24 protein-coding genes and 1 tRNA gene are annotated in these 26,278 nt (G+C 55.7%); 20 read left to right on the top strand and 5 right to left on the bottom strand.

Going from position 1 to position 26,278, the window contains the following annotated elements:
- Nucleotides 1–50: 50 nt before the first annotated feature.
- The 7 genes from VH413_00405 (at nt 51) to VH413_00375 (ending at nt 7,051) form a co-directional block, all read left to right on the top strand.
- The gene (locus VH413_00405) at nt 51–617 is read left to right on the top strand and encodes a hydrogenase maturation protease (protein ID HEX3797131.1); all 567 of its coding nucleotides are present in this window, start codon (nt 51–53) and stop codon (nt 615–617) included.
- Nucleotides 618–639: 22 nt separating this feature from the next.
- Nucleotides 640–1,551, top strand: coding sequence for a NifU family protein (locus VH413_00400; GenBank protein ID HEX3797130.1), 912 nt, complete (start codon nt 640–642; stop codon nt 1,549–1,551).
- A gap of 4 nt (nt 1,552–1,555) precedes the next feature.
- On the top strand, nt 1,556–1,843 hold the full coding sequence (locus VH413_00395) for a HypC/HybG/HupF family hydrogenase formation chaperone (GenBank protein HEX3797129.1): 288 nt from the start codon (nt 1,556–1,558) through the stop codon (nt 1,841–1,843).
- Complete coding sequence (gene hypD / locus VH413_00390) at nt 1,840–2,958, top strand: hydrogenase formation protein HypD (protein HEX3797128.1); 1,119 nt, start codon at nt 1,840–1,842, stop codon at nt 2,956–2,958. The genes VH413_00395 and hypD overlap by 4 nt, the downstream gene beginning before the upstream one ends.
- A 9-nt stretch (nt 2,959–2,967) precedes the next feature.
- The gene (locus tag VH413_00385) at nt 2,968–3,570 is read left to right on the top strand and encodes an SIS domain-containing protein (protein ID HEX3797127.1); all 603 of its coding nucleotides are present in this window, start codon (nt 2,968–2,970) and stop codon (nt 3,568–3,570) included.
- Nucleotides 3,560–4,648 carry a hydrogenase expression/formation protein HypE gene (gene hypE, locus VH413_00380; protein HEX3797126.1) on the top strand — a complete coding sequence of 363 codons (1,089 nt, stop codon included), beginning with the start codon at nt 3,560–3,562 and terminating at the stop codon, nt 4,646–4,648. Before VH413_00385 ends, hypE begins: the two co-directional genes overlap by 11 nt.
- A 579-nt stretch (nt 4,649–5,227) precedes the next feature.
- On the top strand, nt 5,228–7,051 hold the full coding sequence (locus VH413_00375; protein ID HEX3797125.1) for an NPCBM/NEW2 domain-containing protein: 1,824 nt from the start codon (nt 5,228–5,230) through the stop codon (nt 7,049–7,051).
- 46 nt (nt 7,052–7,097) lie between these two features.
- Here VH413_00375 and VH413_00370 read toward each other — a convergent pair whose 3' ends face one another.
- From VH413_00370 to pyk, 3 genes are all read right to left on the bottom strand, one after another.
- On the bottom strand, nt 7,098–8,669 hold the full coding sequence (locus tag VH413_00370; protein ID HEX3797124.1) for a DHA2 family efflux MFS transporter permease subunit: 1,572 nt from the start codon (nt 8,667–8,669) through the stop codon (nt 7,098–7,100).
- Nucleotides 8,670–8,672: 3 nt separating this feature from the next.
- Complete coding sequence (locus tag VH413_00365) at nt 8,673–10,076, bottom strand: efflux RND transporter periplasmic adaptor subunit (GenBank protein ID HEX3797123.1); 1,404 nt, start codon at nt 10,074–10,076, stop codon at nt 8,673–8,675.
- Between the two features lie 357 nt (nt 10,077–10,433).
- Nucleotides 10,434–11,459 carry a pyruvate kinase gene (pyk, locus tag VH413_00360; GenBank protein ID HEX3797122.1) on the bottom strand — a complete coding sequence of 342 codons (1,026 nt, stop codon included), beginning with the start codon at nt 11,457–11,459 and terminating at the stop codon, nt 10,434–10,436.
- A 641-nt stretch (nt 11,460–12,100) separates the two neighbouring features.
- Between pyk and zwf the strand changes: the two genes are divergently transcribed.
- The 5 genes from zwf (at nt 12,101) to VH413_00335 (ending at nt 17,478) form a co-directional block, all read left to right on the top strand.
- Nucleotides 12,101–13,657 (top strand): glucose-6-phosphate dehydrogenase, encoded by a 1,557-nt coding sequence (zwf, locus tag VH413_00355; GenBank protein ID HEX3797121.1) that lies wholly within the window; start codon nt 12,101–12,103, stop codon nt 13,655–13,657.
- A 46-nt stretch (nt 13,658–13,703) separates the two neighbouring features.
- The gene (pgl, locus tag VH413_00350; protein ID HEX3797120.1) at nt 13,704–14,429 is read left to right on the top strand and encodes a 6-phosphogluconolactonase; all 726 of its coding nucleotides are present in this window, start codon (nt 13,704–13,706) and stop codon (nt 14,427–14,429) included.
- Between the two features lie 355 nt (nt 14,430–14,784).
- Nucleotides 14,785–15,762, top strand: a complete 978-nt coding sequence (locus tag VH413_00345; GenBank protein ID HEX3797119.1) for an acetyl-CoA carboxylase carboxyltransferase subunit alpha — start codon at nt 14,785–14,787, stop codon at nt 15,760–15,762.
- A 59-nt stretch (nt 15,763–15,821) separates the two neighbouring features.
- Entirely contained in the window at nt 15,822–16,796 is a 975-nt protein-coding gene (locus tag VH413_00340) for a type I phosphomannose isomerase catalytic subunit (GenBank protein HEX3797118.1), read from the top strand.
- Nucleotides 16,797–17,010: 214 nt separating this feature from the next.
- Nucleotides 17,011–17,478, top strand: a complete 468-nt coding sequence (locus VH413_00335; protein HEX3797117.1) for a phage holin family protein — start codon at nt 17,011–17,013, stop codon at nt 17,476–17,478.
- Nucleotides 17,479–17,481: 3 nt separating this feature from the next.
- On the opposite strand, the gene trmB is transcribed toward VH413_00335, so the two are convergent.
- Both trmB and VH413_00325 read right to left on the bottom strand, forming a co-directional pair.
- Nucleotides 17,482–18,099, bottom strand: a complete 618-nt coding sequence (gene trmB / locus VH413_00330; protein ID HEX3797116.1) for a tRNA (guanosine(46)-N7)-methyltransferase TrmB — start codon at nt 18,097–18,099, stop codon at nt 17,482–17,484.
- 93 nt (nt 18,100–18,192) lie between these two features.
- Nucleotides 18,193–18,269: transfer RNA gene (locus tag VH413_00325), tRNA-Pro, on the bottom strand.
- Between the two features lie 110 nt (nt 18,270–18,379).
- Here VH413_00325 and VH413_00320 point away from each other — a divergent pair.
- The 8 genes from VH413_00320 to VH413_00285 all read left to right on the top strand — a co-directional run bounded on the left by VH413_00320 (nt 18,380) and on the right by VH413_00285 (nt 25,353).
- A complete protein-coding gene (locus tag VH413_00320; protein ID HEX3797115.1) occupies nt 18,380–19,117 on the top strand; it encodes a DUF554 family protein in 738 nt (245 codons plus the stop codon).
- A gap of 282 nt (nt 19,118–19,399) precedes the next feature.
- Entirely contained in the window at nt 19,400–20,095 is a 696-nt protein-coding gene (locus VH413_00315; protein ID HEX3797114.1) for an RNA polymerase sigma factor, read from the top strand.
- Nucleotides 20,092–20,652 (top strand): zf-HC2 domain-containing protein, encoded by a 561-nt coding sequence (locus VH413_00310; GenBank protein ID HEX3797113.1) that lies wholly within the window; start codon nt 20,092–20,094, stop codon nt 20,650–20,652. Before VH413_00315 ends, VH413_00310 begins: the two co-directional genes overlap by 4 nt.
- Nucleotides 20,653–20,672: 20 nt before the next feature.
- Nucleotides 20,673–21,755 (top strand): hypothetical protein, encoded by a 1,083-nt coding sequence (locus VH413_00305; GenBank protein ID HEX3797112.1) that lies wholly within the window; start codon nt 20,673–20,675, stop codon nt 21,753–21,755.
- A gap of 456 nt (nt 21,756–22,211) precedes the next feature.
- Nucleotides 22,212–23,378 (top strand): Gfo/Idh/MocA family oxidoreductase, encoded by a 1,167-nt coding sequence (locus VH413_00300; protein ID HEX3797111.1) that lies wholly within the window; start codon nt 22,212–22,214, stop codon nt 23,376–23,378.
- A complete protein-coding gene (locus VH413_00295) occupies nt 23,356–23,769 on the top strand; it encodes a hypothetical protein (protein HEX3797110.1) in 414 nt (137 codons plus the stop codon). Before VH413_00300 ends, VH413_00295 begins: the two co-directional genes overlap by 23 nt.
- 9 nt (nt 23,770–23,778) lie before the next feature.
- Nucleotides 23,779–24,696: a TIM barrel protein gene (locus VH413_00290; GenBank protein HEX3797109.1), complete on the top strand. Its 918-nt coding sequence runs from the start codon at nt 23,779–23,781 to the stop codon at nt 24,694–24,696.
- 189 nt (nt 24,697–24,885) lie between these two features.
- Complete coding sequence (locus VH413_00285) at nt 24,886–25,353, top strand: hypothetical protein (GenBank protein ID HEX3797108.1); 468 nt, start codon at nt 24,886–24,888, stop codon at nt 25,351–25,353.
- The last annotated feature ends 925 nt before the right edge of the window (nt 25,354–26,278 follow it).

Below are 26,278 nucleotides of genomic sequence, written 5' to 3'. Positions count from 1 at the left end.
AGCAGAATGAAAAGCATCACTCTCATCTCTGAAATTTCTCCGCCGACTTCGTGCCGGAAAAATACCCATCCATCCATGAAGGCACTCGCATGAAAATACTCGTCGCGGGCATTGGAAATATTTTTTACGGCGACGATGCCTTTGGCTGCGAAGTCGCGCGCGAATTGAAACGGGTGAAGCTTCCTGAAAATGTGACGGTCACGGACTTCGGCATTCGCAGTTACGATCTGGCTTATGCGCTGACGAATGATTTTGATGCGATCATTCTGGTGGATGCCACGACGCGCGGCCAGGCGCCGGGGACGGTTTATCTGATCGAGCCGGATATGAACCATTTGAACGAACTTGACCGCACTTCGGTGGATGCGCATTCGATGGATCCGGTCGCGGTGATACAAATGGCGCAATCGCTCGGCGGTGGCGTGCGGGGGAAATTATTTTTGGTTGGCTGTGAACCGGCGATGGTTGAGAACGAGGACGGTGCGCTGGAATTGAGCGAGAAAGTGAAAGCGGCAATACCAGGCGCGATGGCAATGATTGGTGAATTGATCCGGGAACTTACTGGCGGAAAAACGAAATCGTCCGGCCTTGCTCCGGCGGTAACAAAAGAAGTTTAGTTTGTAAATGGTGTTGAACGGTATGAATGCGATTTTAGCCCTCACCTCTATTCCGTCGAAGTTGGACGGACCGGCGGGTGATGCGGCGCACTTCCCGCAAGTCGAAACGAAATCGCGTGGCCGGCGCATCCAGGAATTGACCGGCAAAATCAGTTCGCTTCAGGATACCCAGGCGCGCGAGCTTTTGCGGGAGTGTTTGGAATCGGTTTTGGAACTGCACGAAGACGGGCTGAGACGGATCATGCAACTGCTCAAGAACGCGGGCGCGGCGGGCAGGGAGTTGAGCGATGGGTTGTTGCGCGATGGTGTCATCCGGGGATTGCTGTTGATTCATGGATTACATCCGGTGCCGCTGGAAAAGCGATTGCTTGAGGCGTTGGATCGGGTGCGTCCCTTCATGCAAAGCCAGGGCGGGAACGTGGAACTCATCACGTTTGAAAACAATCACGCGCGATTGCGGGTGCGAAGCGAATGCCAGGATTTTCCGTCCTCTTCGCTGACAATGGAATTGGCAGTGCGCGAGGCGGTGGAAGAAGCATGCCCGGATTTGCTGAGATTCGAAGTTGAAGCCGTGCTGATGCAGCCACCCATTGCCGGAGTTGCGCCGACGGAGCCTTTGCATTGGATCGTGCTGGAGGATTTGGGTGAACTCGATGAAGGCGAGATGCGATCCATTGAATTAGAAGATGCGCCGGTGCTGGTGGTGAAGACCGGCGGGAATCTTTATGCGTATCGCAATCTTTGTCCGGCGTGCGGTACGCGGCTTGACGAGGGGACGTTAAAACTGAATATCTTGAAATGCCGCCGAGGACATGAATTCGACGCGCGCCGCGCGGGCATGTGCCCACACCGGCGGGAGATTCATCTCGAGTTGTTTCCGTTGCTGACGGCGAATGACGCGGTAAAAATTTCGGTGGAACCATTTTCTAAATAAAAAAATGTGCCTGGCCATACCTGGGAAGGTGATCGAAATCGCTAACGATGCCGAGGGTTTGCGCATGGCGCGAACAAACTTCGGCGGGGTGGTCAAACAAATCTGCCTTACATACATGCCGGAGGTGCAAGTCGGCGATTACGTGCTGGTGCATGTGGGCGTGGCGATTGGGAAAGTGGATGAGGCGGAGGCGGAACGCACTTACAAGGCGCTGGAAGAACTTGGGCAGCTTGAGGAATTGGAGCCGCCGGACATTGAGGCGCTCGCGCGCGAGCGAGGGAATTCCCCATGAAATATCTCGACGAATACCGGCAGGAACCGCTGGCGAAAAAACTCGTGGAAGAAATCAAGCGGGTAGTGACGAAGCCGTGGGTATTGATGGAAGTTTGCGGCGGGCAGACGCATTCGATTGTGAAGTACGGCATTGACCGGTTGCTGCCGGAAGGCGTGGAACTGGTGCATGGGCCGGGTTGCCCGGTGTGCGTGACGTCGCTGGAGATGATTGACAAGGCGCATGCGATTGCGCGGCGGCCAGAGGTGATTTTTTGTTCGTTCGGCGACATGCTGCGAGTGCCGGGTTCGGACGCGGACTTGCTCGTGCTGAAATCCCGCGGGGCGGACATTCGCATCGTTTATTCGCCGCTGGATTGCTTGAAAATCGCGCGGGAGAATCCGGCAAAAAAAGTGGTGTTCTTCGCCATCGGCTTTGAGACGACGGCGCCAGCGAACGCGCTCGCGGTTTGGGAGGCGCACAAGCAAGGGGTGAAAAATTTTTCGGTGCTGGTTTCACACGTGCTCGTGCCGCCATCCATCGCGTCCATTTTGCAATCGCCGCTCAATCGCGTGCAGGGATTTCTCGGGCCGGGGCATGTTTGCGCGGTGATGGGTTATCGCGAATACGAACCACTGGCGGCGCGTTTTCGGGTGCCGATTGTGATCACGGGATTCGAGCCGCTGGATTTGCTTGAGGGCACGCTGATGACGCTGCGGCAGCTTGAGGCGGGCCGCGCGGAAGTGGAAAACCAATATCCGCGCATCGTGAAGCGCGAGGGCAATCGCGTGGCGATGGACACGGTGAATAAAGTTTTTGAAGTATGCGACCGCAAATGGCGCGGCGTGGGTTCGATTCCCAAGAGCGGTTACAAATTGCGCTGGGATTTTCGGGATCACGACGCGGAACGATTGTTCGAGGTGAAGAACATTGACACGCAAGAGCCGGCGGATTGCATCAGCGGACTGGTATTGCGCGGGGTGAAAAAACCGCACGATTGTCCCGCGTTCGGGAAAAAATGCAAACCGGAGCATCCGCTGGGCGCGACGATGGTCTCGGCGGAGGGCGCGTGCGCGGCGTATTACGCGTATGGCCGGCATTTGGAGCCGAAAAGGCCCGCGGCGGCGGCAGCTTGATAGTGAATCATGGCTGCCAACTTTGAAAATTTCCGCGAAAAAATCCTGCGCAAATGCGGCGAGAGCGTGGAGATGAAGCAGAAATTTTTCGACACGTACGCCGAAAAAATCGAGGCGATGGCGCGCGACATGGCGGCGCGGTTTGAGCAGGGGAAAAAATTGCTGGTGATGGGCAACGGCGGCAGTTTGTGTGATGCGCTGCATTTCGGTGTGGAGTTTACCCATCCGATCATCGAGAAGCGGCGGGCGTTCCCGGTAATTCCATTGATGACGGACATCGCAACGATTTCGGCGATTGGAAATGATTTGGATTATTCGCAAGTGTTCGCAAATCAGATCGCGCTTTTTGGGCAGGCGGGCGACATGGTGCTAGCGGTGAGCACGAGCGGGAAATCCGCGAATTTGATTTATGCGGTGGAAGCGGCGCGGGCGCGCGGGCTCATGACGATCGCGTGGCTGGGAAAGGATGGGGGACGGCTGGCGGAAATGGTGGATTATAGTTTTATTGTTCCGAGTTACAGCATTCATCGCATCCAGGAAGTGCATGCGACGCTGGTGCATATCGCGTGGGACTTAATTCATGTGGCATTGGGAGAAGAAGATGTCGTTTAAAAGTGGCGAACCAAACAGCAAGGAATCGGCGGCGAGCATTTTGTTCGGCTCGTGCCCGATACCGATTTCCGACCACAAGGAGATTGTGCTCGGGCACGGGAGCGGCGGGAAATTATCGCATCAGTTGGTAGAGAAATTGATCGTGCCGATGTTCAAGAATGAATTGCTTGAACCGCTGCACGACGGCGCGATTTTTTCGCTGAACGGGACGCGGTTTGCGTTCAGCACGGATTCGTTCGTGGTGAATCCGATTTTTTTTCCGGGAGGTGACATTGGCAGATTGGCGGTGTGCGGCACGGTGAACGACCTGGCGATGTGCGGGGCGGTGCCGAAGTATTTATCGGTCGGATTGATTTTGGAGGAGGGCGTTACCATCAGCGAAGTGTGGCGCGTGACGGCTTCGATGCGGCAGGCGGCGGAAGAGGCGGGCGTGCAACTGGTGACCGGTGACACGAAGGTGGTGGAGCGTGGTAAGGGCGATAAAATTTTTATCAATACGTCGGGCATCGGCGTGGTGGAGCAGGGGGTGAGGATTGATCCGCGGCTCGCGCAGGTGGGTGATAAAATTATTATCAACGGGCCGATCGCGATGCACGGGATCGCGATCATGTCGGTGCGCGAGGGATTGAATTTTGAGACGGAGATTGTGAGTGATTGCGCGCCGTTGAATTCATTGGTGGCGGCGTTGTTGCAGGCTTGCCCGGAGGTTCATGTGATGCGAGACCCGACGCGCGGCGGGGTGGCGAGCGCGTTGACGGAGATTGCGGAGGCGTCGAATGTGGGCGTGCATTTACACGAGGCGGCGATTCCGATCAGCGAAGAGGTGAAGGGCGCGTGCGAGATTTTGGGGTTCGATCCGTTGTATGTGGCGAATGAAGGAAAGATGCTGGCGGTGGTGCCGGCGCCGGGCGCGGATGCGGCGCTGGCGGCGATGCGCGAGCATCCTTACGGCCGGGGCGCGATGATCATCGGCGAGGTCGTGGAAAATCATGCGGGGTTTGTGACGATGCGGACGCGGGTGGGGGGAAATCGCGTGGTGGATATGTTGTCGGGGGAGCAGTTGCCGCGGATTTGCTGACTAATTTTTACCGCGGAGACGCGGAGGCGCGGAGGTCCTTGCGGACGGCCACTGGAGGAAGGAGTTTTTTTGATGTGGATTGACCGGGCGAGAAATGTGGGTTCGTTACTTCACCAAGGCAAAGGCACTTAAATTTTTTTGGAGAATATTAAAGGAGAAATTTTTATTTTGAGAACCGAATCGCCGCGCTCGGTTAGAACCCGCTCGCCAAGCTTTTCGTCGCATGTGAAATGGGAGCTTAATCTTTTATCAAAAAAGTATTCGATGTAGGCAAATGAAACCGCGCATTTGCCTACATCGAATTTTAAATACAGGTTATTTAAGATGTCGAGTTAAATGTGAATGTAATGACACCTATGTGAATGTAGAGGCGCTATGTGAATAATAATAACTCTAAATGAATTTAGCAGTGATGTATGTTTTTCGTTTTGCGAGGAATTCGGTGGTCGTAGATCGTCCCAGTTCAAACAGATATGCCTCCGCAACACGAGCGAATTGATTTTCGGGGGCGACTCGCTAAGGTCGGGGTGAATGAATTCCCAAACAAAAACGCAGAAGTGGTTTTGCTATTTTTTTATTGTGGTCGCGTGGTGGGTTGGAGTTTGTCAGATCGCGGCACAAAATTCGGCGGGGCCTACCGGGATTTTTCCTGAGGACCCGGATGGCCGCGCGATGTTGCAGGAGGCGCAGAAGATTATCGCGGCTTATCACGAAGGGCAGCCGAAGGGGAATCACACGTTGCGAGTTGTTTATTTTGTTCCCAAGGGAGGCGAACCTTTGGCGAATTACGCGGAGCGGGTGGATCGCATCGTCACGGATGTGAGCCAATTTTATCAGGAGGGGCTTGAGCGTTTTGGCATCACCAACTCAGGGCTGCCGCTGGAGCGGAAAGACGGCAAGCTGGTGATCTACATGGTTAAGGGGAAATTGCCGGCGAGCAGTTATAGCTACGATTCCGGCGGCGTCACGGGCCAGGAGATTCGCAACGCGCTCGGCGGAAAGATAGACTTTGAACGCGAGCATGTCCTGGTGTTTTACGCGCTGTGCGACAAAACGAACGATGGCGCTTACGTCTTTCATGCGCCGTACTATGGCGATGGCGGCAGTTCGCAGCGCAGCGGGTTCTGTCACGTGGCGGATTGTGAATTGCTTGATCCGATGCTGCTGACGGACACCAATCACCAAATTGTTTTTACCGAACATTATTATCCGCACGTCAAGCAGTCGGTGGCCAAGTTCAATAGTCTTTATCTCGGCGGTGTGGCGCACGAACTGGGTCACGGGCTCGGCTTGCCGCACGATAATGGCGGGCCGACGGAGCAATCGCTGGGACTGTCGCTGATGGGATTGGGGAATTTGAATTACCGCGCTTATTTGTGGGGCGGCAAGTCATCGAGCTATCTTAGCCGCGGGTCGGCGCTGCAAATTATTTCGCATCCACTCATTACGGGTTCGGATCGCGGGCGATGGGACGCAGTGGACAGCCGATTCAAGTCGCTCGAATTTTCGACGACGAATGGCACGCTGGTGATTGACGGGACAATCACGGGCGAAATTCCTGCTTATGGAGTCATCGCCTACGTTTGGCAAGACGACGATCATTTTGCGGAGACATTTCCGTGTGTCGTGCGCGATGGAGTGTTCCATTTGACGCTGAAGAAGCCACATCCTGGCGCCAAGCGGGATTGGCATTTGAAGGTGGCCAGACTGCACGTAAACGGAGCCACGGCTGCGAATGATTTTTCGCTTCATTATGATTTGTCATACATTCCCGACGTGGCCGCTTTGAACGCCGAATGGCAAGTCGGGCAGGCGGAGCGGGCCATCATGCAACATCAGGCCGACGCGAAGGATTTTCTAAGCGATGCGGCGGTGGCGGCGGCTTACACGCCGGAAGCGGCGCGCGAACTTCGCTCGTTGCGCGAGGTGTTGAATCCGCCGGCGCCGTTCGATCTTGCGACGATGACGGGTGACAGCGCTTTTGTGTCCGACGCGATTTGGACCAAGGCCAAAGTCGGTTGGGGGCACGTGGCGCGAAACCATTATTGGTTCGATGAAAACATCCAGAATGGAATCCTGCTTTTGCTCAACGGAAAATTTTATGACAAGGGATTATATGCGCATTCCGACGCGCGCTATGTTTTTCCCGTGAAAGGAAAATGGAAAACCTTCACGGCGAAGATCGGTCTGCGCGATGGCGCGAACGCACAAGGTTCGGCGATTTTCACGGTGCGCGGCGATGGCCGGGAACTTTTTCGCTCGAAGATTTTGCGAGCGGGCCAGCAAGCGGAGGTGAACGTGGACATCGCGAAGGTGAAAGAACTCGAACTGCTGACGGAAGGTGGTGAGGGCCATAACCACAGTTCATGGGCCATTTGGGTGGACGCGAAAGTGGGGCGGTAAAGGCTCTACCCACGGATTCAACACGGAAGAACACGGATGGGGCATTTTAATGCGTCTGGGCTTTTGAGAGGTCCATGCGTTTTAGAAATAGCGTGAGGAAGGCGGCGAAGAAGCTGCAGAACATCAGGACGGCGAAGATGTCGAGGTAGGAGAGCATGCTGGCCTGGGTGTTCACGACGCGATAGAGATTGGCGAGGGCTTGTTTACTGGCGGTGACGGAATCCATGCCGTGCGCGATGAGGCGTTGCGTGATGAAATGGAGGCGGGTTTGGAAGGCCAACGACGTGGGCGTGAGGTTGGAGATGAGGCGTTCCTGATGCGTCTGGCTGCGGCGGGCGAGCAGGGTGGTGGCGAGGGAGATGCCGACGCTGCCGCCGAGGTTGCGCATAAGATTGATGAGCGCGGAGGCGTTGTTGGATTTACCCTTGGGCAACCTGGAGTAAGCGAGGGTGTTGATGGGCACGAACAGGAAGGCGAGTCCGGCGGCTTGAAAGACGCGCGCGATGGCGAGCACGCGAAAGGAAACTCCCGTTTCGATGCCGCCGAGGTTGGCCATCGCGAATCCGATGATGATGAAGCCAAAGGCGATGAGATATTTCGGCTGCACTTTGCGCACGAGGAAACCGACCACGGGCATGAGCGCCATGATGATGAATCCGCCGGGCATGAGGATAAGACCGGCCTTGGTGGCATTGTAGGGGAGGATTTCCTGGACGAACTGGGGGAGAAGTTGGGTGGTGGATTGCAGGACGAACAGCGTGGCGAACATCATTATGTTGGTGAAAAGAAATCCGCGGTCGCGAAAGAGCGGGAGGTCCACGATGGGATTTTTGGTAATGCACAACTCCCAAATGATGCCGCCGATGATGCCGACCAAAGCGAGAATGGCGAAGGTGGTGATGAAGACGCTGCCGAACCAATCGTCCTCCTGGCCCTTGTCGAGAACGATTTGTAACGAGCCGAGTCCGATCGCAACGAACGCGAAGCCGATGTAATCCACTTTGATGCCGCCTTTGGTCGCCTTCTCATGTTCTTTTTTTGCAGTTGCAGAATCCGTGACCAGCATGGAAGTCATGATGAGCGAGATAATGCCGACGGGCACGTTGATGAAAAAAATCCAACGCCAGGAAAATTGGTCGGTAATCCAGCCGCCCAGCGCGGGGCCGATGGCGGGCGCGACGACCACAGCCACGCCATAGACGGCGAAAGCCATGCCGCGCTGCTCGGCGGAAAAAGTATCGGTAAGGATGGATTGCTCGGATGGCGCGAGGCCGCCGCCGCCGATGCCTTGAAGAATGCGGCATAAAAGGAGAATGCCAAGGGTGGGCGCGATTCCACAAGCGAAGGAACTGACGGTGAACAACGCGACGCACGACATGTAAAAGCGTTTGCGGCCCATGATGGACGCGAGCCAGCCGCTGATAGGCACGACGATGGCGTTGCTTACCAAGTAGCTGGTTAAAACCCAGGTGGCTTCGCTCTGGCTGGCGGCGACGCTTCCGGCGATGTGGCGAAGGGCGATGTTGGCGATGGAGGTATCCATCACTTCCATGAACGTGGCGAGCGAGACGGTCACGGCGATGAGCCACGGGTTCGTCACTTTTCCGCTTTGCGGCATAAACTAGCGGACTTTCACGCGCGGTTCCACGGAGAGGCCGGGCGAAAGCATGTAGGCGTTGTTGGTGTTGGCGTCGTGCTCGAAAATGATTTTCACGGGAATGCGCTGGACGACTTTGACGTAATTGCCGGTGGCATTTTCGGCGGGCAGGACGGAGAAACGCGAACCCGAACCGGCCTGGATGGAATCCACGTGGCCATGAAATTTGTGATGCGGAAAGGCATCCACTTTGATGGTGACGGGCTGGCCGGGCTGCATGTGGGTAAGCTGGGTTTCCTTGAAGTTGGCGGTGACCCAGACGTTGAGGTCCACGAGCATGAACAATGTTTGGCCGGCGGTGGCGAAATTGCCGGCCTCGACGGTGCGCTCGGTTACGCGACCATCGCAAGGGGCGTAAATCTGGCAGTAAGACAAATTAACCTCGGCGCGATGGACATTGGCTTCGGCGGTTTTCAAATCGCCTTCAGCGGCTTTGAGCGAGGCTTCGGCGGTGACGACGTCGGCCCTGGCGGAATCCACGCTGGCGTGGGCGACTTCGAGCTGGGCCTGCGCGTTGGTCTGGGCGGTGGCGGCGTTGTCGAGTTGTTGTTTGGAACGGGCGCGTTCGTCCACGCTTTGGAAGCGGTGCAAATCCTTCGTGGCGTTATCGAGTTGGGCCTGGGCGGATTTCTCGCGGGCGAGCGCTTCGGGCACGGCGGTTTTGGCGGCCTCGATTTGGGCATGCCCCTGATCCACGCGGCCGCGCGCGGCGATGACTTGCGCCTGGGTCTGCTGGAGGGCGACCTGGTAATCTATCGGGTCGAGTTGGATTACCAGATCGCCTTTGTGGACGAGTTGGTTGTCGTCAATGTAGAGCGCCTGCACGCGGGCGCTGACTTGCGGGCTAATCTGAACGACGTGGGTATCTATGTACGCGTCGTCGGTTGAAACGTATTGGCGAAGGATGAGCCAGAGGATAATGCCGCCGACCAGGAGGAGCACCAGAATGATGGCAGCGGTGATGATGAAGGCTGGGCGTTTGTAGAGGGGAGGCTTTTTGCGCTTGCCTGACTGGTCATCTTGGTCCTCGGACTTTTTGTCTTTGCCGTCTGATTTTTTGTCTTTGTCTTCGTCGTTTTCATTTTTGTCTTCGTTATCGTCGGATTTTTTATCGCTGTCTTTACCGTCCGCTTTATCGCCATCGTCCTTGCCTTTTTCCTTCGTGGAAATGGTGACGGTGACCGGCTGGTTGAAGACGAGCGTCTTATTTTCGGATTTAGAATCAGCACCCGGCTGGCTGCCTGATTTAACATTGGAATCCTCATTTTCCGATTGGCCGGAACCGGAGGATTCATCATGGCCGTCGCTGGAGGCGGCGGACTTTTTTTCTTCTGCTTGTTCCGATTCGTCTTCGTCGGATTCGCTCATAAACTTTTAGCCCTTCAGACGGCAGACAGTTACGAAACAATCATTGGAGGTGGTTGTGCAGGAAGGATGCCAGAATCATGCGAGGGAATTGTTTCGATGGGCGTGGAAGGAGTTGAGGAGAGTTGGAAATTGTATCATGCAAAATGCAGTTTGGTGGGGATTTTTTTGCAATTTGCGGGGCGGGTTTGGGAAAGGGTTGGCGCGGGCGGTTTAGAAGAGAAAAAGTTTTGGTGGATCTGGTTTCAATTTGGCGCGGCAATCTTTTCTTTAGTTGCTGCGGGTCATAGACCCGCGATCCGTTAGAAGGGATTTATATGGGGCTCGCGAGTACGCTCTCTCTCCCAATTTGGGAGGAGTTTATTTTTTTGTGGCGTCGGTGAGGGCGGCGATTTTTGCGAGCGTTTGGGTGGCTTCGATGGGGAATTTGCCCATGGCGGTTTCGCCGGAGAGCATGACGGCGCTGGACCCGTCGAGGATGGCGTTGGTGGCGTCGGTGACTTCGGCGCGGGTGGGATGGGGCTTTTCCATCATGGAGAGGAGCATCTCGGTGGCGGTGATGGCGGGCTTGCCGAGGCGGTTGGCGCAGCGGATGATTTTTTTCTGGGCTATGCCGATTTCTTCGAGCGGAATTTCCTGACCGAGATCGCCACGCGCAACCATCACGAGGTCGGCGGCGCGGATGATTTCATTTAGGTTCGCGAAGGCTTCGCGGCGTTCGATCTTTGCGATGATGGGCGTTTGCGCGCCTTGATCACGGATGAATTTGCGCAGGGTGTTTATCTCGGCGGCCGTGGTGGCGAAGGATAGCGCGATGAAATCCACCTGGTGGGCGAGGCCGAAGGCGACGTCGTTGAGATCTTTCAAAGTGGGCACGCAGACGGGCGCGGCTTTGCCGGGCACACGGACGGATTGGCCGGACTTGATGCGTCCGCCGATGAGGACGCGGCAATGGGCATCGGTGCTCGTCACGGAGAGAGCTTGCAAACGGAGTTCACCGTCATTGAGGAGGATGGTATCGCGAGGGCGGATGACGGAGATGAGTTCGGGAATTTTGAGCGAGACGATGCGGGCATTGCCAGGGACGGTGCGGGCGGTGAGGGTGAATTCGGAGCCGGATTTCAACTGGACTGAGCCGCGGGTGAATTCGCCCATGCGGACTTTGGCGCCGGTGAGGTCCTGGAGGATTTTCACGGGACGATGAAGATGGCGCGCGGCGGCGCGGATGCGACGGATGTTTTCGGCGTGTTCCTCCTGGCCGGCGTAGGAAAAATGCAGGCGCGCGATATCCATGCCGGCTTTGATTAACGCGGCGATTTTTTCGGGCGAACGGCAGGCGGGGCCGATAGTGCAGATGATTTGGGTGCGTTTGGAGGTGGTTTTCATTTTGGCGCGTGGTGGCCTGAAGCTTTAGCTGGTGGCTTGCCAAATTATGTTAGGGCGCCGTGGACGATTGTTTTTCCCGATCAAGGATTGGGGGCGGTAACTCGCCTCGGGGCGAGACTCGCTTCGCTCTATTTAGTTTGGAGATTAATGGCGCGGGGTTAATGAGAAGGGGTGGGTTTTTCATGTTGTGAAAATACAAATGCGAAAAAGCTAAGGCTGAAAATCTGAGAAGTCTATCTACTTGGAAGTGTTTGGATACCATTCCAGCGGACCGCGGGTCTGTGACCCGCAGCAATCCACGCGAGAATGCCGCTGCCGATTGTGCAAGTCTTTTGAATATCACCGGTCCTGCTTTTGAGATGGATGACCCAGACGGGTCGTACAATGGGCTGATCTGCACGCGGCTTGACCTGGTGTACCTTGCTGCGGGTCAGAGACCCGCGGTCCGTCAGGATGGAGCTTTTCATACGGTGGGTGGTTATGCCAATGCGCTGTTCTAAGTTCGCGCTGGACGCGCAAGTGCGGTTAAAGTGCGCTTAAATTTTTAAGAATGTTTGAGAGAAACGGGCGAGTTATCTGATTGCGAAAGTGTTTATAAGAAACTGTTGAAATGAATTCAAGATTCGTGCATCCTGCGGCGCATGGAACAAGATCATTTGGATGAAGTAACGGAATGCCGTCTGGATGCAGTTCACAAAACGGTGGAACCTTGTTCCGTCGTCATCTATGGGGCAAGTGGGGACCTCACCGCGCGCAAGCTTATTCCCGCGCTCTACCATCTTTTTAAAGACAAGCAAATGCCGCCGGATTTTCGCGTGATCGGTTTTGCGCGGCGCGAAAAATCGGATGAATCGTGGCGCACGGAATTGCGGCAGGCGCTGGACCAATTCTCCCGCACCAAGCCGGTGGACGAGGCGATTTGGGCGGAGTTTTCCCAGAAGATCTCCTATTGCATGGGTGAGTTCGGCGACCTCGGCGCTTATCAAAAGCTAGAGAAGATGCTCAGCGGTTTCGGCAATGAGCAGTTGCGCAATAATGTATTGATCTATCTGGCTACCTCGCCGAGCCAGTTTGGCGAATGCGTCGAGAAATTGCATGAGGCGGGCATTCTCCACAAGGAAGCGTCGAAAGGCTGGCAGCGCATTGTCGTGGAAAAACCGTTCGGACATGATCTGGAATCGGCGACGCAGTTGAATTCCGAACTCACGCGGTTCGCGAATGAACAGCAGGTCTTCCGCATTGATCATTATCTCGGCAAGGAAACGGTGCAGAACATTTTGATGTTCCGCTTTGCCAATTCGATTTTTGAACATCTGTGGAATCGCGAGTCGGTGGACCACGTGCAGATCACGGTGAGTGAGAATCTCGGTGTGGGCGGGCGCGGCGGTTATTACGAAGAAGCGGGCGCGTTGCGCGACATGGTGCAGAACCATTTGCTGCAAGTGATGTCGCTGGTGGCGATGGAGCCGCCGGTATCGCTCGACGCAGAACCGATTCGCGATGAAAAAGTGAAGCTGTTGAAATCCATTCGCGCGTTGACACCGGATGCGGTCGCGAAACAGGTGGTGCGCGGACAATATTTTGCGGGAACGGTGAATGGCAAATCCACTTTGGGTTATCGCCAGGAAACGAAGGTCAAGCCGGACTCGAACACAGAAACCTTCGCGGCGTTGAAGTTGCTGGTGGATAATTGGCGCTGGTCGGGCGTGCCGTTCTATTTGCGCACGGGAAAATATCTGCCGTTCAGCGCGAGCGAAGTGCGCATCCAATTCAAGCCAACGCCGAATGTGCTGTTCGCGGCGAAGTGCGAAAATAAACTTGATCAAAACGCGCTGACCTTGCGCTTGCAGCCGAATGAAGGCATTTCGCTGAAGTTCAACGGCAAAGTCCCGGGCATCAGCACGAGTGTGCGCCCGGTGCGGATGGCGTTCAGTTATAATACCGAGTTCGGCGCTTACACGCCCGAGGCTTATGAGCGTCTGCTGCTGGAAGCGATGGCGGGCGATGCGACGTTGTTCATCCGGCGCGACGAAGTCGAAGCGGCCTGGGGCATTGTGGATGCCATCCGCAAAGGCTGGGAAAACAAGCCGCTCACGAACAAGGAATTTTACGCGGCGGGCACGTGGGGGCCGATGGCGGCAGACGATTTGCTCGCGCAACGCGGCCATGCCTGGGTGAATCCGCAGCCGATAAAATAATGGGCCGCGGTGTGGCGCAGATGGCCAACGTGGATTAAATTTTAGCATGGGTCATAAACTCATTCCATTCGCGAATCCGGCAGAATTGGCCAAGGGCGCGGCCACGAGCTGGCTGATGGAATTGCGCAAACGCAACCAACCGGCGGCGCGTTACAACGTGGCGCTTTCGGGCGGGCGCATCACGCAAACTTTTTTTTCAGAGATCGTGACTCTGGTCGGGACCGCCACGGAAGCCGCGAGTCTTTTTCAAAACGTCCATTTCTACTGGGCGGATGAGCGCTGCGTGCCGCCGACGGATGCGGAAAGCAATTTCGGCGCGGCACAAAGACTGTTGTTCGGCCCGCTCAAAATTCCCGAGGCGCAGATCCATCGTTTGCGCGGCGAAGGGCCGGAGCCACAAGTGTTGCGTGAGGCGATCATTGATATTTGTGCGGGGGCGCCTTCCGTCAAGGGCCAACCAGTGCTGGACATGATTTTTCTTGGCATGGGCGAAGACGGGCATGTGGCATCGCTGTTTCCCGGCGAAACGGAGGACGTGATCAACAACGGACTGGTTTATCGCGCGGTGACGGCGGTGAAGCCACCGCCGCGGCGCATCACGCTTGGCTACGCAGTGCTCGCGGCTGCGACGGAAGTTTGGGTGGTGGCTTCGGGCGCGGGCAAGGAAGGCGCGTTGAAGGAATCGCTTTCGGCCAACGGCAAGACTCCGCTGGGACGCGTCCTGCGTTCACGCGAGGATACGAAAATTTTGACGGATATTCCGCAGCGGTAAGACAAAATTTCGGCAAGTTCTCTTCTTCATGCGCCAAAGCGGCGCTAACCTCATCGCAAATTGCGACAAGTTTTTTCTGCGGGTCACCTTCAAAAATAAATGGAAATAATTCCGAACGAATTGCTATTGGCGGTTATCTATTAATTGTAGATGTCGCTGTTCGTTTAGGGTTGGCAGAGAGGTTGTGCCAGTAGTGAGGTTCGAGCAGCGTCACATAGTTGGCCTCACTACCCTTCTGAGCGCCCGGATGAGGGCGTCATAACCTTATCATCACTGAGCCAGAGAAATCTGGCTCTTTTTTTTGTTTCGAATTCGGCGTTGCGCGGCGCGCTGGGAAAACTTAAACTGGCAGCCGATGAAAAACCTGCTCGATTTCGAGAAGCCCATCTTCGAGTTGCAGAAGAAACTGGATGAGTTGAAAAAACATCCGGAAACCCACTCGCTGGATGTCAGCTTCGAGGACGAGATTGTGCAAATGGAGAAAAAGATCACGGAGACCAGCCGCCAGATTTTTTCAAACCTGACTCCGTGGCAACGCATCCAGCTCGCGCGGCACCCCAAGCGGCCATTCACGCTGGATTATCTTTCGTCCACCTTTACGGATTTCAATGAACTGCACGGCGACCGTTTGTTCGGTGAAGACCGCGCGATGGTCGGTGGATTTGCCCGTCTGGATGGCCGCAAGGTCATGGTGATCGGCACGCAGAAAGGCCGCGATGCGAAGGAAAATGTTTTGCGCAATTTCGGTTATGCGAATCCTGAGGGTTATCGCAAGGCGCTTCGCCTGATGCGCCTGGCCGATAAATTCAATCTGCCGATCATTACTTTGATTGACACGATGGGCGCTTACCCGGGCATCGGCGCAGAGGAGCGGCATATTGCTGAATCCATTGCGGTGAATCTGCGCGAGATGATGCTGCTGGAAGTTCCGTCTATTGCCGTGATCATCGGTGAAGGCGGGTCGGGCGGGGCGCTGGGCATCGGCGTGACGGACCGCGTTTTGATCATGGAGAATGCGTATTATTCCGTCATCGCGCCGGAAGCTTGCGCGAGTATTTTGTGGCGGGACCGCACCGCCGCGCCCAAGGCGGCGGAAGCGTTGAAAATTACCGCCCGCAATCTATTGGAATTCAAACTGGTGGACGACGTGATTCCTGAGCCGCTGGGTGGCGCGCATAATGACAAAGCCGCCATGTCCGATACGCTCAAAAAATATCTGCTCGCGCATTTGCAGGAACTGGACAAAATTTCGCCGACGAAGCGTCTCAAGCAGCGTTACCAGCGGTTTCGTTCGCACGGCCAGGTGCTCGAGAAGTCCACGAATGGCGCTTGAAATCGGATGACGCATCACGACGCTGATTTTCCGCGCCACCGGCACACCTCATTTTTTCCATGACATTGTATCCATTCATATTCACGCCCATTTTCAAGGAACGCGTCTGGGGCGGACGCCGGCTTGAAACGCTTTACCAAAAGAAATTGCCACCTAGTGTGCCGATTGGCGAGTCGTGGGAAATCTCGGACCGGCCGGGCGATGAAAGTGTGATCGCGAATGGCCCGCTGGCGGGACGCGATTTGCGCTGGCTGATGGAGCATCACGCGGGCGAGTTGCTGGGCAAGGGCAAGGAGAAGCTCGACCGTTTTCCGTTGCTCGCAAAAATTCTCGACGCGCAGGACAAGCTCTCGCTGCAAGTGCATCCGCCGGCGAGCATCGCGGCGAAGATGGGCGGCGAACCCAAGACGGAGATGTGGTACATCGCGGAAGCCACGCCGGAAGCAGATGTTTACGCCGGGCTTAAACACGGCGCGACGCGCGCGGAGTTCGAGCGCAAGATTGAAGACGGCACGGTGGCGGAATGTTTTCATCGCATCATGGTGAAGAAGGGCGACGTGATGTTTTTGCGCAGCGGGCGTGTGCATGCGCTGGGCGCGGGGAGTGTGGTATTCGAGATCCAGCAGAATTCCGACACGACGTATCGCGTGTATGATTGGCATCGCGTGGGGCTCGACGGCAAGCCGCGCGAGTTGCACGTTGAGCAATCGCTGGCGAGCATTGATTTTGAGGATTTCGAGCCGGGTCTGGTGAAGAGTGTTTATCCCGAGCATGGCGCGTTCAAGGTGCGCGTGCTGGTGGATGATCCGTTGTTTCGCATTGATGCGTGCCTGGTGAAACGCGGCGAGCGGTTTCACATCCGCAGCGAGGGGTTGCAAATTCTTGCGATGCTGCATGGGCGCATGGAGATTATTTACGAGGACACGAAACTGATGGTTGGACCGGGGCAATTTGTTTTGCTGCCAGCGTGTTTGGGGCGGGTGACGATCATTGCGGAAACGCAGGCAGAGTATTTGCATGTGCAGAATCGGTGATCTTGAAACTTGATTTTAACCGCGGAGACGCGGAGGCGCGGAGGTCCTTGCGGACGGCCAATGGGGAAAGGTTTTGATCATTTAGAACAGATTAATAATCATTCTTCTGGGTTTAATCCGTGTTCAATTCGTGGCGAGGCTACCCGCTCTTGTTAAGCGGGCGCGGTTGCGGCATGTTGATGGGGCGAAGGTTTGGCGAGTGCCGATCAAATAAATGTCACCGAAGCTAAAAGAATTTTTATGGCGCTGGTTGAAGAATGTCCTGGGCGTCGCACTGGCGGCGGAGATGGTCCGCGGGATACATTTTTACCGACTGGTGGATTTGTTGATGGGGACGTTTTTGTTGAGCGTGCTGCATTACTTTGTGAGGCCGCCGCTCAAGGCGTTTCTGCGCATTCTGAATTTCATGACGCTCGGTTTGTTGACGCTGGTGATCAATGCAGGGATGCTGCTTTTGGTGGGATGGATGCTTGGGGCGAACTTTTACGTTGCTGGTTTTTGGTCGGCGTTTTGGGGCGGGATCATCGTCATGATCGTCTCGGGAATGGTCTTTGTGTTCGAGAAGCTTTTCTTTGGCGTGAAAGTCGTGCAGACATTTCGCCAATCGGCTGCGCCGCCGCCGCCGCGCCCACGCGCCCCGGCTGGACCTCCGCCGGGCACGGGGCCGATCATTGACGTTTAATCGTCAGCCCATCTTGAAATAAGCGGCGCGCAAGGTGCCGACGCCGCGGGCGTGGAAGTTTCGCTCGAAATCGGTCACGACGGCGCTTAGTTCTTCCGGTGTTTCGGTGAGGCCGAAATCTTTATTCGCGGCGAAGGCGGTCACCATTTGATTAAAATAATCCTCGTCGTCGGTGCGCAAATAAACGATGCCTTTTGGAGCCAGAACTTTGTGCGCGATTTGGGTAAAGCGGTCGTTGATCAAACGATTTTTGCGATGTTTGCGCTTGGGCCACGGGTCGGGAAAATAAATGTGCAGGGCGGACACGGATTGCGGGGGGAGCAAATATTCCACGAGATACGCCGACTCGATTCGCACGCCGCAGAGGTTGGCGAGACCGGCGCGGCGAGCCTTGCGGTCGAGCTTGCGCAGGCGTCCGAGCAACCGTTCCACGCCCAAAAAATTGCGTTCGGGATGCAGCTTGGCGTAATTCACGAGGAATGAGCCATCGCCGCTGCCGAGTTCCACTTCGAGCGGTTGCGATGTGGGAAAAAGGGACGCGAAATCGAGCCGTTCGATGATGGAAATGATTTGGTAAATCAACGTGAGGCGGGCGGGCGAGTTCGGAACGGGTTCGTGCATCGCGGGGAAATTAGCAGGGACGCGCGGAGAATCAATAGACGACAAAAGAATTTAGCGAATGAAATTAAGGGCTGACCATCTTGAAGAGGAAGATGGTCGGGACGGTGAGAATTGAACTCACGACCTCGTGGACCCGAACCACGCGCGCTACCAGGCTACGCTACGTCCCGAACCGGACGGCTAACTTGCCTGTGCTTCGTCCGAAATGCAATGACGATTTGATTTTAGTTTTTGTGCGCTGCCGGAGCATTTTCCGCTTTGAAGTTCCAAATCGCCGTGTTTGAGTGGGCGGGTGCCGATGACCGGAGCCATCCTGAATGCGATTGGAATTCTCGTGGGTGGCCTGCTGGGGTTGAATCTCAAGCGCCAATTCTCCGGGAGCACGCAACTGGCGTGGCGCGGATTGATGGGGGTGATGACGGTGGTGATCGGGCTGCACCTGACGTGGATCGGCCTTAACGGAAACGCTTACCAAATCTTCAAGCAGGTGGTGGTGGTGATATTTTCCCTGATGCTTGGCCGGTTTGTGGGGCGGTTGTGTCGCATTCAGGCGACGTTGAATCGGCTGGGGCAATCGGCGAGCCAGCGGTTTGCCGCGGCGCGACCGGACGATCCCAATCGCGTGAGTGAAGGGTTCACGATTTGCGCGCTGCTGTTTTGCGCAGGACCTTTGGGGCCAATCGGCGCGGTGCAGGATGGCTTGATGGGTTATTGGGGGCCGCTCGCGGTGAAGATGGTGATGGACGGATTGGCGGCGATGGGTTTTGTGTGTGTGTTCGGTCCGGGCGTTTTGCTTTCGGCGATTCCGGTGCTGGTTTATGAGGGGACGATCACGCTGGCGGTTCGCACGATGGAGCCGTTTTTGCAGGCGCATCATTTAGTGGATTCGCTTTGTGCCGTGGGCGGGATGTTGATTTTTTGCGTGGCGTTGATTGTTTTGGAATTGAAGAAGCTGGAGTTGGCGGATTATTTGCCGAGCATGTTGATGGCGCCGATCATCACGTGGATTTTGCAGTAGTACCGTATGCGGCAGTGGAAATAGAGTTTTGAGGGAGAAGGCGGTAACGCGCCTTGGGCGCGACTCGCTTCGCTCTATATGGTGGGGGATTTTTGGTGGTTGACCCAAGGTAGCGCCGTTGGACGGCGCAACCATTGGGCTTTGTTGCCTGAACCTCATTGAGGTTCCCGGATGGTGGAGGATTGATTTTTGGAGAAAAGGGACGGCGGCGCTGCCGCGCCGCCTTACCAAGGGAGCGGTATCCAAGAAAAGTGAAGATTTTTCCGAACTAAATCTACCCTGATGGCGTTAAACCTTGTGACGGGTGGGAAACGCGAAGTGGAAACCAGCATGGCGGGAACATTTTTGAGCGCGGGGATTTTTGGCGTCACGGACGAGCAGGCGATGTGGCGCGTCAAGATGGACGACGACGCGCAGGCGTTTGCCCAACTGGTGCGGCGCTGGGAGAAGCCGATCCAATCGCTTTGCGCGCGCATGACCGGCGATACGCATCGCGGACAGGATTTGACGCAGGAGGCGTTCGCGCGGGTGTTCGCGGGGCGGAAGGATTACCAGGCGTCGGGAAAATTCGCGACGTTCCTTTGGCGGGTCGCGCTGAACTTGTGCTACGACGAGTTGCGCAAGGTCGGCCGCCGCCGGGAATCGCTGCTCGAAGACGGCGGTGAGGAAAGCGAAAGCGAAACTCTCGTGGCGGCAAATCCCGCGCCGGATTTTGCGCTGGTGGAACAGGAGCGCGCCGAGGCGGTGCGTTGCGCGCTGCTGAAATTGTCCGAGCCGTATCGCACCGTGGTGGTCATGCGGCATTACGAGGGGCTGAAATTCCGCGAGATCAGCGAGGTTTTGGAAATTCCCGAAGGCACCGTGAAATCGCGCATGGCCGAGGCGCTTGCGCAACTAAACGACATATTAACCGGTTTATTGAACGAAAGAGAATCCGTATGCAAAACGAAAACGAGTCCGCAAGTCCCCGCGATATGAAACATCCGCGCAACGAGGAATGGATGGAGTTTCTTTACGGCGAAAGTTCACCGGAGGAAGCCGCGCGGCTCGCGGGGCATCTCAAGCAATGCGGCCAATGCCGGGCGGAAGTGCAGCGCTGGGAGCGCACGCGCCAAACGCTTGACCTGGGCAAAGTGGAGATGCCAAAGGTGCGCGCGCGAGCGGTGGCACCGTGGTTGAAATGGGGAATGGCCGCGGGTTTTATGCTGGCGATCGGATTTGCGGTGGGCCGGGAGATTTCGCCGGGGGCGGCGCAGGCGCGGGAGCTGCGGGCGTCGCTGAAGGCTGAGTTATCGGTTGAAATGGCGCAGCAACTGGCGAGTTACAAAAAGGCAGCGGATGAAAAAGCGGCGCAGGACAATAAAGTGATTTTGGAGGCGATTGAAAAAGTGAATGTGGATCGAGTGACGGATTACGCGCAGTTGCACAAGGACCTTGAGACGGTTGCGGTGCTGACGCAGAACACGTTTCAACAGACACAACAGCAAATCGTCACGCTGGCGAACTATTCGCGGCCGGAAAACAAAACGGAATAATCATCAAACCAAGAAGAAATATGAGAATTAAATTATACTCAAGCGTGGTGGCGGTGGCGTTGTCGCTGGCACTTACGGTTAATGCCGAGCCGGCTGCGGCCTATAATCATGACGCGTCGGAAGGCAGCGCGTCCGGCCTCGCGGGGACGGATTATGCCACGGCATCTCAGGCGGAAGCGGCGGCGGCGGACCAGATTCGCGCTGCCGCAAAACAACAGCGCATGGTTATGGCCCAGGCGTCGCAGGACGCGAACGCGACGAGGGAGGAACAATTTCGCACCGCAACCCTGCTGAACAGGTTACAGTATGCTTCCAAAGGCGAAAATCGTGCGGAACGGGGATTGGTCATTTGTTCCAGCGACGCGGACCCGAAAGTTCTCGAAGCGGGGCAGGAGGATTTGAGCATCATGGGCCGCATTTTGGAGAAGGCGTTGGCGCACGCGGACGAAGATGAGGATCATCAGGCGATGGGCATCAAGATATTTAATTTCGGCAATTCCGACAGTCCAAAGAATCTGTTGATCCAGGGTTACGGAGCGATTTTTATGTTGAATGTAAATTTTCCGCTGGCGGGTCCAGTGAAAAAAGTGGACGACGCGGAGACGAAGGAGCACGCCAATTCGCCGTGGGACGAAACCAAGCATGAACTTTACGGCGATCCTTCCGATGCGGCCAACGCCGGAGATGCGAAGCCGGAATTTGATCCGGCGCAGGTGGAGAATCTTAAAAAGGCGCTTACGTCGGCTTTAAAAAACGCGAGCAATATCCGCAACTTGAAATCGGATGAGACGGTGACGCTGGTTGTCTCCACGGAAAGTGGGGGGAATGCTCCGCACTTCGCATTTCATAAAGATCAAAAGGGTGGACGCGTGGGAGGTGGAGGCATGAGCACCAGCAGTACTGGCACTGTGACTGTCAGTGGTGGCGGGTATGGCGGACCGGTTCCGCCGGGGGCGGCGTGGGTGGGTTCGTCGAGTTCCGGGCATTCGTCGGGCGGGCCGGTGCTGACGATTCGCGCGAAGAAATCGGACATTGATGCTTTCGGCAAGGGCAAGCTGAACCTGGAGGAGTTCCGCGGCAAGACGACGGTGCTGCTCTACTGAAGAAAAGGAGGAGGTTCTCCAGCGAGGCAGTGACACTGCCATTGCTGGGCCAGGGACATCGCGAGGGCGATGTCCCGTTGAGGTGTACGGGGTTGAAGAATGCGCCTACGTTTGTCTTCATGGTGGCAAAATTTAAATTTGAGAAACGGTTGGAAACCGTTTCTGACGCAGGCGATTGAATTTTCCCCCCACTGAAGTCGGGGGTTAATGAGAAGTGTTGGACGAGTAGGTTAGCGTTGGTTCCATACGGGAATTTCTTTCGTCCCTCCGGGACTTGGATTGAAGGGGAGTTCAACCCAGCAATAAATTGCTGGGCTAAGATCTGTCGTCCCTGCGGGACTTCGGCGGCGGAGCGGCAAGTCGCGTTACGACGCGGATGGTGTGCGAGGTGACTGAGGTTGCGATACGATGGAATTGCGGGTTTGAATTATTTGGTGAGGCCGGTAATCTTTTTGCATGAACACAGTGCGGCTTGGGATTATCGGCATGGGAAATATTGGCAGGCATCACGCCGATTATTTGCGCGCGGGAAAAGTCGGCCGGTGCGAACTGGTGGCGGTTTGTTCGACGTCGCCGGAGAAGCTTGAGAAGTACGCGCCGTTGAAAATTTTTGCTGATGGTGAGGAACTGATTCGTTCGGGGGAGGTGGATGCGGTGCTCATCGCCACGCCGCATTATCAGCATACCAGCCTGGGGATTTGCGCGCTCGAAAACGGCGTGCATGCGATGGTGGAAAAACCGATTTCAGCGCACAAGGCGGATGCGGAAAAGTTGATCGCCACGTATCAAAAGCAAAAGCAGAAAAATAAGGGGCTGGTTTTCGGGGGAATGTTTCAACTGCGCGTGGAATCGCGTTACGCGAAGATTCGCCGGTTAATCGAGAGCGGTGAGTTGGGGGAAATCACGCGGGTGAATTGGATCATCACTGATTGGTATCGCACGGATGCCTATTATTCGAGCAGCGAGTGGCGCGCGACGTGGAAGGGCGAGGGCGGGGGCGTGCTGCTGAATCAATGCCTGCATAATCTCGACGTGCTGCAATGGCTTTGTGGCATGCCGGCGCGGGTGCGCGGGTTTTGCCAGCTTGGGCGGTTTCACAAGATCGAGGTTGAAGACAATGTCACCGCGTATTTTGAATATCCGAACGGGGCGACGGGCGTTTTTATCACGTCCACCGGGGAAGCGCCGGGAACGAACCGGTTTGAAATCGCCGGCACGCGCGGCAAGATTGTTTTGGAAAAGGACAAATTGTTTTTCACGCGCAACGAAGTTCCGATGGATGAGTTTTGCAAATCGTCCAAGGTGGGATTTCTGAAACCGGAAGTGTGGAATGTGGAAATTCCGATTGAGAATGCCACCGCGCCGCATGCGGCCCTGATGCAGAATTTTGTGGATGCGATTCTGGACGGCGCGCCGCTGATTGCGCCCGGGCCGGATGGAATTCATTCTGTCGAACTGGCGAATGTGATGTTATATTCGTCGCTGACGGGCAAGACAGTGGAATTGCCGATGGACAGCAAGGCTTACGAGAAAAAATTGAAGCAGTTGATCGCAGGTTCCACGGCGAAAAAGAAAGTGGTGAAAGTTTCCACGGAAGATTTTGCGAAATCGTTCAGCCGATAGGAAGCGAATGACGGGGACTAAAAGCAACCAGATCATTTTCGCAATTCTCTTCGGGTTCGTTGCATGCTTGTTGAGTTCATGCGCTGAAACTGCGGGAGAGCCGGCGATAGTCTCGGGGCACGCAGCGCCCGGCTTTGTGCGGGTGAGCATGTGGGGGCCGATGGGATCGCGAAACGGCATTTACTATTTTACAAATGGAACGACACTGGAAACAGCTTTGAACATTTCAAGCAATTTTAATGACTTTAGTCACAAAGCGGTGATTCTTGGTTCTTCCGTGAACGGCAACGTGAAAAAAAAGCGTTATTATGTCAATCGTTTGGAGCCAGCCGCAAAGGCGGTGACTTTAAAGGATGGGGATTACCTGGAATTTCCCCGCATTTTCCCATAGATCAAATTTATGTTTCTAACTGGCATTGCTGATGAAGCGGGCGCCGCGATTGATACGCAAATCAAGGCGACGACGGAATTGGGCTGGAAAAATATCGAGGCGCGCATGGTTGAGGCACCCGGTTTTCCGGCGGGGAATATTCATGATATTCCCGAGGCGGCGTTTGATATAGTCGTCGAGAAACTGGCGCAGACGGGAGTTCACATCAGCGGGTTTGGTTCGGCGATTGGCAACTGGGGGAAGAAAATTGATCAGCCGGGGGAATCGTCATTGGCGGAAACGCGCCGGGCGATTCCGCGCATGCAGCGGCTCGGCACGAAGATGGTGCGCATCATGAGTTTTGCGCCGCGCGATGGTGATGATCAAATGGAGGAGGAGCGTTTTCGCCGTTTGCGCGAGATCACCAAACTGTTTCTCGATGCGGGCATCCAGCCGGTGCATGAGAATTGCGCGAACTATGGCGGCATGGGCTGGCCGTTCACGCTGAAGATGCTGGAGAATGTGCCGGGGCTGAAATTGGTTTTTGATACGGGCAATCCCGTGATCACGGCGGATCGCACGAAGCCGAAACCGTGGTCGCAGCAGGACGCGTGGGAATTTTATTCGCACGTGCGCGAGCACATTGTTCATGTGCATGTGAAGGACGCTGTTTGGGCGCCCGCGAAAAAAGACGGCGATTATAAATTTCCCGGCGAAGGCGACGGGCAGGTGCGCAAGATCATCAAGGACTTGCTGGCGCATGGTTATGATGCGGGCATTTCCATCGAGCCGCACATGGCGGTGGTGTTTCATGACAAGAGCGTCACCGCCGCGCCGGAAGTGCAGTATAATAATTACGTCGAGTACGGCCGCCGGATGGAAAAACTGGTGAAGGAAGTGCAGTCGGAATTGCGCGCGAAACCGCAGACGGTTGGGACAGCGGCATAACTTCGCAACCGCCAGTTCGCTGGCGCGCGTGCCTCATTTATATACAGCGCGCGCGTTGCGTGGCGGGCGCGGATGAAGAGTTTCTACTTATTTACGGGGAGGAAAGGTGTCCTCTGCATTTTCGACTTCATGGCATTTCTTCTGCTCCGAAATTGCCACGTTCAAATTAGGCAGGTTGTTTTAAGTCGTATGATTCTTAGTGCGGATGAGTTGGAAGTTTTGGATTACCTCAAATCCTGGAAGGGCACTTCGGTTCCGCTCGCGGAGATTTCCCGTTGCGCCGGTGGCCGCCGGAAATTTCGTGAAAAGCCGGATTGGGCGAGGGGATTGATGACGCGGCTGGTGGAAGCGAAGCTGGTCACGGTAAATGACCGCGGGCACTTTCGTTTTGTGGAAGTCGAAGACGCGGACGTGAATGCAAAGAGCAAATTGCCGCCGCCGCCCAAAAAATGTTTTCAGGTGGATGACAATTATTTTCCCGCGGACATTCAGTTGCCGATGGCGGATTCGGTGGACGGCATCGTGGGGGAAGATTATTTTCCGGTGCCCCCACAGGATATTTCCATGAAGCGCTCGGAGGATTGGTTTTCGGCGCAGATTCGGGAAATTCTTGAGGAGACGGGGTTGCCTTTTGGGCCGCTGGCGGCGGAGGAGTAGGCTGGGGGAAAGCCTGTGCGAGTGGGGAATGGTGGGGCGCAATAATCGGGCGATAACCTGAAGTGAAGTTCGTGGAGGATGGTTCCAGGGAACGGTGCGGCCTCGCTGCGCTCGGGATGGTGTGGTTGGAAGGGTGGACGCGGCGACCCCCTAGATGAATCTGGAGGTTAATGAGAAGCGGTGGAGGGTGTGGATAATCTGGGCGGGGCGTGAGTGGATGATCATTTTACGGCTCGCGAGTACGCTCGCCCTCCCCTTAATGGGGGCATACGGTTGGCGGAGGCGTTGGTGGAGGGATTTAGTTTGTGGATGAGGGGAGGTTATTTCTATTTTTGTATCCTATGGAAGGGTGGACTGTATCTTGGGGATGCGGTATGGTAGGGATGGTTCTTTGAAATGGAGGTAATGGTTTGCTCTAAGGCGAGTTGGACGATGGCAGCGGGTTCAAATCCGCAAGTGGATAAAAAACGCCAACGGCCGGGTTTGGCTCGGCTCTTCAAACGACGTTAAGCGAGCCAAAAAGGCCGGAAAAGTTCGCGTTGGCTCGGATAAGTTCGGATAAGTTCGGATAAGTCCGCTTAAGGTCGCTTAATGGGAGGAAAAAATTATTGGCGGAGGCCGGTGCCGGGTTGGGCGCGGGAAAATCATGGCCTCAACGCATTTAAATTCTATTTGTGATGAGATCCGCCGTCCCAGCCGGGACGGATATTCTGTTTGGATGCCGTTTCGGGGATGTTATCCTTGGCTAAGGTCCGGCAACCCTCCGGGTTGCAAGAAACTGAGATGCGCCCCTGCGGTTAGCCGGTTCATGGCTGCATTTGCAATAGCCGGCGCGTTGGGCTATGATGCGGCGTAGCCAAAATGGCAGTAAAGGAGATGGCGTTGGTTCAGTGCGTTGAGTGTGATTTTAAAGTCTTTGACGCAT

Source organism: Verrucomicrobiia bacterium (assembly GCA_036268055.1).
Lineage (GTDB): Bacteria > Verrucomicrobiota > Verrucomicrobiia > Limisphaerales > Pedosphaeraceae > DATAUW01.
Note: the sequence above shows the minus strand (reverse complement) of the source record. Positions and strands in the feature narration are given on the sequence as shown.